The organism is Mycolicibacter icosiumassiliensis, assembly GCF_900078685.2.
GTDB classification, from domain to species: domain Bacteria; phylum Actinomycetota; class Actinomycetes; order Mycobacteriales; family Mycobacteriaceae; genus Mycobacterium; species Mycobacterium icosiumassiliensis.
Genome location: NZ_LT546166.1, coordinates 2,978,112 through 2,990,815, shown reverse-complemented (window position 1 = coordinate 2,990,815; position 12,704 = coordinate 2,978,112). Strand labels below are relative to the sequence as shown.

At 61.3% G+C, this 12,704-nt stretch carries 12 protein-coding genes; 2 read left to right on the top strand and 10 right to left on the bottom strand.

Translation table 11 applies throughout. The features are described from left to right. Positions 1–14 precede the first annotated feature (14 nt). From BN4346_RS38280 to BN4346_RS38245, 8 genes are read right to left on the bottom strand one after another with little or no spacing between them, the layout of a single operon-like run. On the bottom strand, positions 15–815 hold the full coding sequence (locus BN4346_RS38280) for a 2-keto-4-pentenoate hydratase (protein ID WP_407695090.1): 801 nt from the start codon (positions 813–815) through the stop codon (positions 15–17). Next, positions 812–1,663 carry an alpha/beta fold hydrolase gene (locus tag BN4346_RS38275; protein ID WP_067973856.1) on the bottom strand — a complete coding sequence of 284 codons (852 nt, stop codon included), beginning with the start codon at positions 1,661–1,663 and terminating at the stop codon, positions 812–814. The genes BN4346_RS38280 and BN4346_RS38275 overlap by 4 nt, the downstream gene beginning before the upstream one ends. Then, entirely contained in the window at positions 1,660–2,451 is a 792-nt protein-coding gene (locus tag BN4346_RS38270) for an aspartate/glutamate racemase family protein (RefSeq protein ID WP_067973852.1), read from the bottom strand. Before BN4346_RS38270 ends, BN4346_RS38275 begins: the two co-directional genes overlap by 4 nt. After that, on the bottom strand, positions 2,448–3,776 hold the full coding sequence (locus BN4346_RS38265) for a M20 family metallopeptidase (RefSeq protein ID WP_067973849.1): 1,329 nt from the start codon (positions 3,774–3,776) through the stop codon (positions 2,448–2,450). The genes BN4346_RS38270 and BN4346_RS38265 overlap by 4 nt, the downstream gene beginning before the upstream one ends. Then, positions 3,773–5,071 (bottom strand): amidase, encoded by a 1,299-nt coding sequence (locus tag BN4346_RS38260; RefSeq protein ID WP_235653653.1) that lies wholly within the window; start codon positions 5,069–5,071, stop codon positions 3,773–3,775. The genes BN4346_RS38265 and BN4346_RS38260 overlap by 4 nt, the downstream gene beginning before the upstream one ends. Position 5,072: 1 nt before the next feature. Continuing rightward, entirely contained in the window at positions 5,073–5,948 is an 876-nt protein-coding gene (locus BN4346_RS38255; protein WP_067973848.1) for a VOC family protein, read from the bottom strand. Between the two features lie 33 nt (positions 5,949–5,981). Then, on the bottom strand, positions 5,982–7,040 hold the full coding sequence (locus BN4346_RS38250) for an FAD-binding oxidoreductase (RefSeq protein ID WP_067973844.1): 1,059 nt from the start codon (positions 7,038–7,040) through the stop codon (positions 5,982–5,984). 2 nt (positions 7,041–7,042) lie between these two features. Beyond that, positions 7,043–8,236, bottom strand: a complete 1,194-nt coding sequence (locus BN4346_RS38245) for a Rieske 2Fe-2S domain-containing protein (RefSeq protein WP_067973840.1) — start codon at positions 8,234–8,236, stop codon at positions 7,043–7,045. A gap of 201 nt (positions 8,237–8,437) precedes the next feature. On the opposite strand from BN4346_RS38245, the gene BN4346_RS38240 reads away from it, so the two are divergent. After that, positions 8,438–9,058, top strand: a complete 621-nt coding sequence (locus tag BN4346_RS38240) for a winged helix DNA-binding protein (RefSeq protein WP_078058700.1) — start codon at positions 8,438–8,440, stop codon at positions 9,056–9,058. A gap of 37 nt (positions 9,059–9,095) precedes the next feature. Beyond that, complete coding sequence (locus BN4346_RS38235; RefSeq protein WP_235653652.1) at positions 9,096–10,031, top strand: IclR family transcriptional regulator; 936 nt, start codon at positions 9,096–9,098, stop codon at positions 10,029–10,031. 66 nt (positions 10,032–10,097) lie between these two features. On the opposite strand, the gene BN4346_RS38230 is transcribed toward BN4346_RS38235, so the two are convergent. Beyond that, on the bottom strand, positions 10,098–10,892 hold the full coding sequence (locus tag BN4346_RS38230; protein ID WP_067973838.1) for an enoyl-CoA hydratase/isomerase family protein: 795 nt from the start codon (positions 10,890–10,892) through the stop codon (positions 10,098–10,100). Next, positions 10,889–12,298 carry an acyl-CoA synthetase gene (locus BN4346_RS38225; RefSeq protein ID WP_067973835.1) on the bottom strand — a complete coding sequence of 470 codons (1,410 nt, stop codon included), beginning with the start codon at positions 12,296–12,298 and terminating at the stop codon, positions 10,889–10,891. The genes BN4346_RS38230 and BN4346_RS38225 overlap by 4 nt, the downstream gene beginning before the upstream one ends. Positions 12,299–12,704: the final 406 nt, after the last annotated feature.

Here is a 12,704-nt window from a genome sequence, read left to right as displayed (position 1 = left end):
GTGTTCTGGTGGGATTACTCGGCAGCGAAATGGGCTGTGACGCTGCCGAGTGCGGTGAATTCGATGTGGAAGCTGTCGCCGGCCTGCACCGGGATCGCCGACGTCATAGATCCGGGGATGACGATCTCGCCTTCTTCGACGGCGATGCCGCGGGGGCCAAGCGTGTTGGCCAGCCACGCCAGAGCGTTGAGCGGAGAGCCCAGCACCGCCGCGCCGGCACCGGTGGCAACGAGCTCGCCGTTGCGGTGCACGAGTACACCCATCAGCCGCAGGTCCAGCTCGTCGAGGCGGCGGGCGGTGCCGCCGAGCAGGACACCGCCGGAGGAGGCGTTATCGGCGATCGTGTCGACAAGGCCGATGTCCCAGTCGCGGATCCGTGAGTCGATGATCTCCAGCGCTGGTAGGACGACGTCGACCGCGCGGGCTGCGTCGGCCACGGTCACTCCTGGGCCGGTCAAGCGGCGGCCCAGGACGAAGGCGACCTCCGGTTCGAGTCGCGGCTGTAGGAACCGATCGGCGGGGATGGCAGTTCCCTCGGGCAGAAACATCGAGGCGGTGAGGCGTCCGTAATCGGGAAAGTCGACGCCGAGCTGGCGTTGCATGGCCTTGGATGTCAGGCCCACCTTGTGGCCGCGCACCTGGTCGCCGCCGCTGCTCCATGCCGAAATCTGTTGCTGTTGAATGGCGTAAGCGTCATCGATGGTGAGATGCGGATATTTCGCCGTGATCCGGTCGATCGGGATCCGATGAGTGTGGGCCGCCCGCAGCTTGTCGGCGAGTTCTGATTGCAGGTCGGTGGTGGCGGCGACGGTCACGTGCTCGCTCCGCCGACGTCGGCTTCCCGCAGGAATTGGGATACCAACTGATGGAATCGTTCGGCATGCTCAATCTGAGTCCAATGGCCACATTGCCCGAACACGTGCAACTGGGATTTGGGGATCTGTTCGAACATGTGCAGCGAGGCATGCAGGGGAACGACACGGTCCTCGCGTCCGTGCAGGATCAGCACCTCGTGTGCGATGCCGGCCAGCGCTTCGTCGGACACGATCTGAGCGTCCAGCCAGCGCTGCCGCGGTGGTGGGAAGACCCGCTCGAACACCTCCTGGGCGCCGGACCGGATGGTGGCTCGATAGCGCAGCTCGGCGAGTTCGTCGGTGACCAGCGACCGGTCGTAAGCCATGATGTCCATGACTTTCTTCATGTTCTCGACCGACGGGGTGTAGCCCCATAGCTGGTCGAGTTCGTCGCTCATTGGCATTTCTACGCCGCCGGCGCCCATCAGGGTGATCCGGTCGAGCCGGTCGGGGTGCTTGGTCGCCAGGTGCAGCGCCAGCCCGCCGCCGAACGAGTTGCCCACGATGTGGGTCTTGTCGATGCCCAAGCCGTCGAGTAGGGCCAGCGTCTGGTCGATCCAGGTGTCGAAGATATTGAACTGCAATGAGTCTGGAGTTTCTGTGTAGCCGAAACCGACCAGGTCGGGTGCGATCACCCGGAATTCTTGCGAGAGCACGGGGACGAGGCCGCGCCAGTTGGCCCAGGCCGAAACCCCGGCGCCGGAACCGTGCAGCAACAGCACCGGTGCACCGCTGCCGACGTCGTGGTAGTTGGTGTCGTAGCCGCCGGTGTTTAGGGTGCGGCCGATTTCTGGATTGACGTTCGTCACGGGTGTGTCTCCTGGTCTGGTCGGTGCTTTGGCAGTGCGGGGGTGACGGAACTGAGCAGATCGTCCTGGATCAACGCGGGTGCGGGGTATGCGCGCTTGCTGTGGGTGAGTCCACTCAGGACGAGCAGTTCGCACATCTTGTAGGCGATCACACCGGGGTTGATCACGGGGACATCCAGCACTTTCTCCAGGTACGCGTGGGACTGGTGCATCGTGGTGGATCCGAGGATGATCACGTCGGCGCCGTCCTCGTCAATCGCCTTACGGGCCTGCGCTTCGAGCGCCTCGAAAATGAAATCTTCTTTTCCGGCCAGTAATTCGGTGGTGTCAGGCCGGATGCCGACATCGCGGACGGAGGCCAATCGGGCAGTGAGCCCGTGTTCGCGCGCGGCCTTGTGATAGAGCTCGTGCCATTGCGGCCACATCGTTACGACCGAAAACTTCTTGCCCAGCAACGACGCCACCAACATCGAGGCTAGGTTTGGGGCGACCACCGGAATGCTTAGCCGGGAACGAAGGGCGGCGAGCGCGGAATCGCTCATCGAGTTGACGCAGACCGCGGCGTATCCGTGTTCTTCGGCGCGGCATCCGGCCTCCAGCACGAAAACGTCCGCGAGCGTGGCCTCGTAGGCGCTGTCCAACGTCGTGCCACCGGCTCGGACCGCGACAAACACATTCTCGAAGCCGGGAAATATTGCTTCCGCGGGAATTTGGGCAGCGAATGAGTCAAGTGCGTGTTGTGTTACGGGAACCGGAACGATGTTCAGGATCCTTCGGGGTGGCGTCACAGGTCGATCTCCTCTCGGGTGCGGGTCAAGGTGTCGACGACGGCGTAGGCCACTGCGCGGACGGCGGTCATGACGTCGTTGACCGAGGCGACGCCCATTCCGCCCAGACCCTCATTGAGGTCGGCGGGGGCGCTGGCCGGCGGCCACGGGTAGCCGATGCGTGCGGTGGGCACACCCAAGCGGCGGATTAGTGTCCCGTCGGTCTGTCCACCCAGCAGGGGGGTGGATTCGTAGGGGCGGCCCTCGACTTCTTCCCAACCCCGGCGGCAGGAATGGATGATCCAGTTGTCGGGGTCGGTCATTCCGCCGGGCAGTGACCCATACATTTCCCAGTCCAGGTCGAAGGCTGGTTCGGTTGCGCGGATCTGCGCGATGAGTTCGGCGAACTGATGGCGGACCGCTGCGGGTGTGGTGCGGGGGTTGACCCGTACGTCGAGGTAGATCTCGGTCGTGGCTGAGGGGAAGGCCGGTTTGTCCGGAGAGCCGGACCGGATCGCAGAAATCCATCCTTCGGGAATCGTGGTGCCAGCGGTGTTGTGGGCGGTGTATTGCGGCAGCCACTCTTCGATGTACTGAATCACTCGGGCGGCCGGCACAATCGACGAGTGAAATCCTGGTGTGCCCCGGGTAATTCCGGCGTAGCCATAGGTGCCCCGCACCGATACTTTGAACCAGCACATGCCCGGTTCCTCGGGGAAGACAGCCCACCATGGTTTGAAGACGATCGCGTGATCGGGCATCGCACCGTGGGTCAACAGGTGGAAGACTCCGCTGCTCATGCCGGCCTGGTTTCGGTTACTCATGGTGACCGGCATACCGCCGCCGGCGAAACCGATCGCGAGGTCGCCGGTCAGCGGTATCCCGGATTCGACCACGGCGTGGGTCACTTCGGTCAGTCCGGCGACCATGCATTTCGGGTTGGACGCGCCCAACCCGATCACCAGGTCGCCGTCTACTCGGGCATGCGGGAGCATGTCGGGCCGTAGGCGGGGACCGACCCACGGCACATCGTTCTCCGGGTCGATGTGGGTGTCGATGGGCGCGTAGAGCAGCAGTCGACTGCCGGCGCCGCCGCCGAGGTGCTCGCCGAACGCGTTGCCGCTGGTTTCGTTCATCGGCTGATAGCTCGCCGGGATTCCTACGGTGTCCCGCAGGTAGTCGGCTATGAATTCCGATGCCTGACGCTCCAGCCCGGTCGGGCTGTGGATATTGATCAGATTGACTAGCAGCTCCCGGAATCTGTCCGGATTCAGCCGGGCGCAGACCTGCTCGTAGAGAGCGCGCCGGTCAGCGTCCAGCGATGATTGGCGAACAGTGTCGGTCATCGCGGCTCCTCAGGTAGCGGACAGCGCGCGGTCAGGCCGGCACGATCGGTCAAGTACGTCGCGAGTCGGACCAGGGCCTGATCGGAGTGCGGTGGCCCGATGACTTGGATGCCCAGTGGCAGGCCTGACGAACCGGTGCCGATCGGCAGACCCACGGCGGGGAGGCCGGTGACACTGGCGAGTTTGTTGAACACCGGATCACCGGTGCTACCCAGCCCGGCCGGGGCCTCACCGGTGGACGCCAGCGTGACCAGGACGTCGAAGACGTCGAACTCGCGACTGACAATCCGGCTCGTCTCCCGGAAGAGTGCGCGAGCTTGCTGAATCTCATTGGGGGTAGCTGCGTGTCCGCGGGCCAGGAATCGGATGAGCTGATCGCTGACCGTGCCGGACCTTTCGGGTCGGACGTGTCCGTCAAGTGCGTCGGCGGCCTCGGTGGCCATGATCAGGCTGTGAGCGTCTTCAAGAGCGCCGAGTGCGTCAGGAATTTCGATGTCGGCGGTCTGTGCAGTCAGGCCGGCGAGGTTCTTGACGAACCTCTCCAGGGCAGCCGAGGCGGACGGTGTCGCGCGATCGGCCCATGGTGGCCGCAGTACTCCGACACGAAGTCGCTGGGTGGCCGGCAGTTTCATGGTCTCGCCTGTGCGCGCCACAGATTGATCGAGTGCGCCGAGCCAGACTGGGTGCCGCGCAAACGCCCCAACTGTGTCGAAGCTCAATGCCACCGGCAACACCCCGTCGAACGGCCAGCGCGCATAGCTCGGCTTGAGGGTAAATACTCCGCAGTAGGACCCGGGTCGTAGCACCGACCCGGCGGTCTGAGTGCCCAGTGCCACGGGCACCTGGCCATCGGCCACGGCGGCAGCCGACCCGCTGGATGAGCCACCGGGTGTGTGTTCGGGGTTGTGTGGGTTGCGGGTTGCGCACGACTGGTAAGTGGCGAATTCGGTGGTGGAGGTTTTTCCCAGGATCACCGCGCCGGCGGTGCGCAGGCGTTCAACCACCTCTGCATCGCGTTGTGGACGGTGGTTTGCCCACAGGTCGCTGCCGTAGGACGTCGGTTGGTCGGCAGTGTCGATGATGTCCTTCACGCCGATCGGGACGCCATGCAACGGCGAGCTCGGAGGTTCCGAATCGCGTGCGCGTGCCTGAGCGCGAGCCAGCTCTGGATCAAGGTGTACCCATGCACGAATCGTGTTGTCGCGCTCAGCGATCCGGTCCAGATAGTGCTCGACTGCCGCGCTGGCGCTCGTAGGTTCACCACCGACTTGGATACGTGTGCAATCAGCGGTCACGTTATCTGACCTTTTTGACTTCATGGCCCCAGCGAGCCGGAGAATCGTAGACCTTGACCTCCCAGTCGCTACCGATAAGCTGGCTGCCCCAACCGATTTCTATACCGAACCCCGACGGGGTGCTGAGATAGAAGGAGGTGACGCCGTCGTTGGTATGCCGACCGAGGGTGAGCTTGAGATCGATGCCAGCAGAGCAGATGCGATCGTAGGCGCGGCCAACATCATCGAGGGTGGCAGCTTCGATCATGAAATGATTGAAGTCCCCTCCTCGGAAGCCGAAGCATTCATTCATTAGCGCCAAGCTGTGGTGGCGTTGGTTGCAGTGGAGAAAGGTTGCGTCGGCGCCGTCCCAGACGATGTAATCGGTGAGTTCGAATCCGAGGACACGGGTGTAGAAGTCGACCGAGGCCTGATAGTCCTTGCACATGTAGACCACGTGCCCTAGACCGAGTTCTCCGGTGATAAATCCGCTGATGACTCCGCCATGTGCGACCGGGCTGTGTTCGGAGAGCGGACCGACTACTACCTCCGTGGGGAAGCCGTCGGGGTCAGCGAAGCGAATCGCCGAAAGTGCTTGCGGGGGCTCGGGGTCGTCGGCGCTGACTCTGTTGATTTCCAGCTCCGCATCGCGTACGCGCTCAGCGAGCTGCCGTAGTTCGTCAGGCGTATTAACTTCCCATGTGACCCGGCGAATCTGGTCGCTTGCGGCTGGATAGAGCGCGATCCTATGGTGTCGGTCATCAAGTCTGACGAAGAGGGGATCCTCGGCGGAGGAGCGTGGGCGAACATCGAGTTCGAGTAGGTCGACAAGTAGGTGCTGCCAGGAATTGATATCAGCGACGTTGACGGCGACTGCGCCGAGCCGTGCAATGCTCATGCTTGGTCCAATCTCTATTTGTGCGATCGCGTGTTAGCTCGGCAGGAACTGCTCGGTGTGGATGTGCTTGCGCGACAACCCGAGTTCTTCCAGACGTACGAACGCGGCATCGATCATGGCCGGCGGACCACACAGGTAGGCTGATGTGTCTGGGGCAGCAACATCCTCAGAAGTGAGGGCACTGACTGGGTTGCCAACAAGTACGCCAGGAAGCTGATGTGGTTCGTCGGCAACAACTCGGACCGTGAGGTTGCTCATGAAGCTGCTTCGGCCTTCCATCTCATCGAGGTGGAAGAGATCGCGGGCGCGGGCGCAACCGAAGATCAGTCGGATCGGGTCTTGGCTGCGTGCCGCCTGCAGTTTGTCCAGCATCGATAACATCGGCGCAATGCCGGTGCCGCCGGCCAACATGAGCACCGATCCGGTCTCGGTAGCCAATCCGAACGAACCGAGTGGTCCGTCGAGATCGATCTGATCGCCGAGCGTTGCGCGGTCACGTAGGTAGTCCGACATGGCACCGTTGGGTAGCAGTCGAATCACGAAGGTGAGTTGTCGCTTCTGACGTTCACCAGAAGCCATTGAATAGGATCGCCACTGATCGGTCCCAGGGACGCGGAGCCGAGCGTACTGGCCCGGACGAAAGATAAACTGCACGTGTTTGGGTAGTCGAATCGACAACTCGACAACTGTTTCGGCCAGCCCGTTGATACCGGTGACTTTTGCTGTAGTTTCCCTCCGTGGGTAATCGTCGAGCATTGAAGCGGGATAGTCTAATTCGGCATCAGCATCGGTTGTTGGAGTTGCTTGACAGAGCAGGCGCAGACCATCCTGGATCTCGATGTTGCTGAGCGGATAGACTCGACCCTCTGGCATCGCGAGCACGCCGTTCGTGACCCGCCCTACACAGGTTCCACAGGTGCCTACGCAACATTGATGTGCCAGACGGACACCAGCTTCTTCGGCTGCTTCGACTACCGAAATCCCTTCGGGTACCTGTATTGCCTTGACTGTGTCGGTGTAGTGCAGGCGCACGCAGTGTGTCTTATGATGTAGATCGCTGGGCGACCGAAATTCCTCTGAGGTGACGGTCATGATCAGTCCTCGTCCTTATACGGTGATTCAAAGAAGCCTCGTAGATGCCGGGCTGCCATCTTGCGCCAGGCAATGATCGAGTAGTCCATGTCGCAGAGCATTTCGTTGTTCCACCCGTCGAAGCGGGTGTAGTGCTCTTCTGTTGCCTCTCGAGCGAAGACATCAGAGTTGTTGAATCCCTCGAGCGCGAGCGGCTTGTAGAAGTTCTCATACTTGAAATCGAATTCTTGGCGATCGGCGTCGTTGGTGACTCGCGTTGCCAATACTTCCCAGTACTCGTGGTGATGATCATCGATCGGCACGTAGAACTCGTACTGGACAACATCGGTGACCGGCCAGTGCTCCACCATCAATATCCCTGGGACCCAAAGTGATGTGCGGAAGTAGTGTTGGACCGACCCGCGGGCCTTGATGTTGACCTTGGGATTCTCCAAGACCGGCTGATAGAGGTCGGATTTGTCGTAGCGGTTCATGACGCCCTTGGGACCATCCGGAATGTCGATCTCTTCGGTGGCTTCTTTGGACAGCGCGGTTACGCCAAGGGGCAGAGCGCGGTCGAGTGCAACGAGGATTTGGTTGTCCCAGTGCACCAGCAGATGCCCTGGATCCAGTCCGTTTTCGGCCGCCAAGCGCCAGTTGCCAACCAGTCGGCGATGTATACCGCGGACGATAATGCCGTCGTCGGTTAAGTGTGGGACGGGCCTGTCATTTGGGTCGTTGGTGACTCGTGCCGGGAGGTCGGTCACTAGGGCCGGCGGGGCTCCGTAGTCGGGCTCGCCGACGAAGACAAAGATGATGCCGTTGGCCTCCTCGACAGGATAGGTCCGCACGCCCGCCCGACCGATCAGCTGATCATCGGGGTTGCCGACGATCGTCGTGAGCTTTCCGTCGGAGATGTCGTAGGTATAGCCGTGATACCAACAGGTGACGGTGCTTTCGGACAGGCACATCGGCTTGGCGGAGAGTTTCACGCCGCGGTGAATGCATCGATCCGATAACCCGTAAACCTTCCCTGCCGAGCGCCGCAATCCGATGTCGTGGCCGCCGATGGTCACGCCTTTGAATCCGCCTTCCGGAAGCTCGTCGGCAAACAGTGCCGGATACCAGTGGTTGGCGTACCCCCAGTCAGCCTGAACGTAGGGCGCGTAGTGCCGGGTTGCTGCTGCCGACGAGCCGGTGTGGTGATTTACAGACATTGAGGCCTCGATGGGAGAAGTTCGCGCCCTGGTCGGCGCCTGGCGGTGGAGTGAGCCGACGAGGGGTGACTCCGCTCACTTCCGGCACGAGAAGTGCCTACGTCCACAGTATCAAGAGTCAATGGAAAATCAATCGAAAATCCAATGAAAATCAATGGTCCATCTTGCGGACCGCCGAGCCAGCTAGTTGACTGCAGTCCCATGACAACTGATGAAGTGCACGGCAGCAGCAACGGCGCAGGTGAGCGATCGCCAGTTGACCGCGAGCGCCGCTGGCATCTGGTTCAGGACAGATACGAGGAGGGGATGACCGCCTTCGAGTTCGCCCTGCTGCAAGCCGAGGGTGAGTTTCACCGGTTTGCGGTGCATGCGATGCAGGTCGCCGGCGACCTGGATCTCGGCTTCAACGAGGTGATCGCGTTACATGTCGTTCGGATGCAGGAGCGGCCCAAGGACGCCGCAACGATCGCTCAATTGACCAACCGTGGCGATCTGCCGAACCTCCAGTACAACTTGCGCAAGCTGGTCGCGTTGGGGCTGTTGGAGCGGATCAAGGCGGGCACCTCTGCGGTCTTCCGGGTAACCGACAAAGGTCGCGAGATCACCGACCGTTATGCCGTCCTGCGGCGACGGCTACTGACCTCGAATCTGACCGAATTGGCTGACGTCACCACGAAGCTGCAACATGCTGTGCGGTCGATGCACGTCTTGACCGGGCTATACGCGGCTGCCAGCCGAGATCTGGCGACAGTCAATCCCACCATGATGTTCACACTGGACGGTTCGCTGCCGGTAGCTGCAGATGACGAAGCCGAGACCTAGTGGTCTAGTAGCGTCCCCCTGCGAATGTTGGCGCCGCATGAGGCGTTTCGACGAGCGTGCATTCGAGCTCTCTGTTTCCCGCGTGCAGCTTGCGGAGGGGTCAGGCTGGTGCCGGTGGTGCGGTCAGGGTTATGGTTCGTATTGTGAATCGATGGACTGTGATGCGGACCAATGCTGGACTGTGCGTCCGCTGCCGCCAGGAAAACATCGGATCGGGGTGTTGGTCCTGATGAACAGCGTGTTGACCGCGCTGCGCGTTTTCGAACAAGTCGCAACTGCTCAGCCAATCGGCCTCAGCGAGCTTGCTCGGCGGCTCGGGACTCCGAAGGCGACTGTGCAGCGCAATCTGAAAACACTACATGAGGCCGGCTGGATCAGACCGGCGACTGGGGACAGCCGCTGGGAAATCACGAGTCTGGCGTTCCGCTTGGGTAGCGCAGTAGCAACCAAAGACAACCTACGTGACATGATCATGCCGGAATTGGCTTTCCTACAGTCAGTGACTGGCGAGACCATCCATCTAGCGGTTCCTGACGGGGACGAACTCGTTCTGGTGGAACGGCTCGACAGCGCACACCAGCTTAGGGCTTTCCTGGCCTTAGGGACGCGGTTGCCCCTTCATGCCGCCGCGACCGGTAAGGCATATCTGGCGACACTCGGCGACGCTGCGATCGAGGCTTATCTTAGTACGCGACTATCAAAAGTGACGGTCAGCACAATCACCGATCCCGGACAAGTCCGCGAAGAGATCCAGATTATTCGTCAGCGGGGCTATGCAACTACCACCGACGCCTTCAACGAAGGGATCTCTGCGGTAGCCGTCGCGGTACGTGGCTCAAGTGGACCGGCGCACGCATGTTTTAGTATCTCGGGTCCGTCGTCTCGGCTGACCGCAGATCGGCTGATCGACTACGCCGGACTCGCGCTAAAAGCCCGCGCTGCCATTGAAAAATCCCTAGGCCACTGCAGATAGCGTATATCGATGTCGAAACTCAGCGTCTTTCTTCAGCCATGGGGCCCCGCGGCCGCTCGTTTGTGGTCAGTCAGTTTGCACGCGGGAGCAGCCAGAAAAATCCGGCGAACGGCGATCAAGAAAAGCATCGAGCCCTTCGGCCGCATCGGGATTCACGTCCAGCGACCACTTTCGCTCCAGGACTTCATCAATCCCCCCTGAGCAAGCTGCGTCGATCATTTCCTTCGCAGCTACAACGGATATGGGCGACCGGGTGGCGATAAGGTTCGCCAAGCCGGCTGCCCGGTGTGCGAGCATTGCGCCGGTCGTCACCTCGCTGACGAGATTCAAGCGCACTGCGGTCTTTGCGTCGATTAGTTCCGCGGTGAAAATGAGTCGCTTGGCGGCGGCAGGTCCCAGGATGCGCACCAAGCGCGTCACTGTTTGGGATGGGTAAACGATGCCCAACTTGGCTGGGGTGATACCGAATTGGGCGGTATCGGAAGCCAATCTCAGATCGCAGGCAGCTGCGAGCTGCATTCCTCCCCCAATACAGTAACCGCCGATAGCTGCCACCGTGGGTTTCGGGAAGGCGGCCAACCTCTCCTCAACAGCTGTCATCCGGTGTTCCAGCTCGATTCCTCGGTTTCTGCCCTCCCGGAGATCTCGAATGTCGAGTCCTGCACTGAAATCGTCTCCCGCTCCGGTCAATACCACCACCTGGACTTCATGCTCGGACCTCAAGCGGGTGAGGATCTCATCTAGTTGAACAAGCATGGAGACGGTGAGGGCATTGCGTCTCGCGGAATGATCGATCGTCACTGTCGCGATCCGACCGGCGCAGTCGAGGCGGATCGATGCGCCCCTGTCGAGTGAGCTCATCGCATTGCCTCGGCCAGGAGCATCTTTTTCTGGACCTTCCCCATGGCATTGCGGGGCAAGCTGTCGACGATGCGGATCTCACGGGGTCGCTTGTGCATTGACAACGACCCTGCGACGAAGTCGATGACGGACTGAAGGTCTCCGGGGTCGCCAACCACGTAAGCGACGATGCGCTGACCGAGATCGGTATCAGGAACACCGATCACCGCAGCTTCCTGAATACCGGGATGCGCCAGGAGGGCTAGTTCGACCTCGCCGGCACCAATTCGATAGCCGCCGGATTTGATCATGTCCACTGATTCGCGACCAACGATCTTATGGAACCCGTCCGCGTCGATTACGGCGACGTCACCCGTTTTGCACCAGCCATCAGATGTCATTACTTCGGCCGTCATTGGGGGGTTGTTCAGATAACCGTCGAACAGTGCCTCAGTGGTAACTTCCAAGCGCCCCAAAGTTTCTCCGTCAGGAGCTATGAGCTCGTCAGTCTCAGATCGCAGTCGACTGCGGACACCCGCGATCGGTTGCCCCACCCAGCCGGGTCGGCGTTCCCCGTCGAAACGAGTGCTCAGGGTAATCATCGTTTCGGTCATACCGTAGCGTTCGATTGGGGCGTTGCCCGTGAGAGCAGTGAGCGTATCGAATACCGGAACAGGTAGTGGTGCGCTTCCTGACACCAGCAACCGTGCCTTCCGTAGTGCTCGGGCCGAGTCCGGATCCGTGCAAACTCGTGACCAGACCGTTGGGACACCGAAGTACAAGCTGCCTCTCGCCGACGCGTACGACGCAGGTTTAGGGCGGATTGTGTGGACCAGCGGTGATCCGACTCGCAGGGCACCGAGTACGCCAAGCACCAGGCCGTGTACGTGGTAGAGGGGCAAACCGTGTACTAGCAGATCGTCGGCATTCCACTGCCAAGCTGCGGCCAGTCCGTCCAAGCCTGCAGCGATCGCCCGTCGCGATAATACGACGCCCTTGGGCGGCCCGGTCGTTCCTGATGTGTAGATGATCAGCGCGGGTGTGCGGGGGTCAGGCTCGGATGAATCCAGGGACGATCTTTCATCGGGGTTTACTTCGAACGCAGGAAGCGAAACATCTGGGCATGGCGGCCCGATCCACAACTCAGCAGCAGAGTCAGTGAGTAGGTGGTTGAGCTCCATGGAGCCTGAATCCGGCGGAATCGGCACCGCGGGAACACCAGCGAGGAGGCATCCAACAACAGCTATCACCGTGTGGAGGTCAGCTCGGGCGTCAACTGCAACGCGGGAGGCCCCCGCGATCCGGCGCGCAACTGTTGCTGCAGCACCCAGTAGCTCCTCCTGGTGAATCGACTTCTCGCCCACCGTGATCATCGGACGAGCAGTGTCTTGTTCGGCATGCAACGCGGTGAGCAACGAGGCTGGCATCTGCAGACTTGAACCTTCTCATCATGGTCCGTATAGTGGACCGTTGGTTTGTAATATGAACCAACGGTAGCGTCCGCTGTGGGTGAAGGGCAAGATGCTGAACGCTGCGGATATTGCGAGCTGCGGCAAGCCGACTGGCCAACGAGCAGATTCGGATGACCCCAGCAAGCAGATGTAGTGGGAAGTCGCCACTCTTGATCGCAGTAAAGAAAGTCCTCACACGCTTGGTCAGCGGCGTAGTCGGGCGCTGGCCTGCCCCCCGTGGGCGACTGCTCGGCGGTGCATCGCCGGCGGCGGTGCCCTCTGGTTGCGCACGTTTGTGCGGACAGGCTTGCGCGCCAGAGGTGCTGGTCATTGGGCGTGCGGTGGATGGCGGGCGTAGCGCAGCGACCGGCGCGGACGGGAG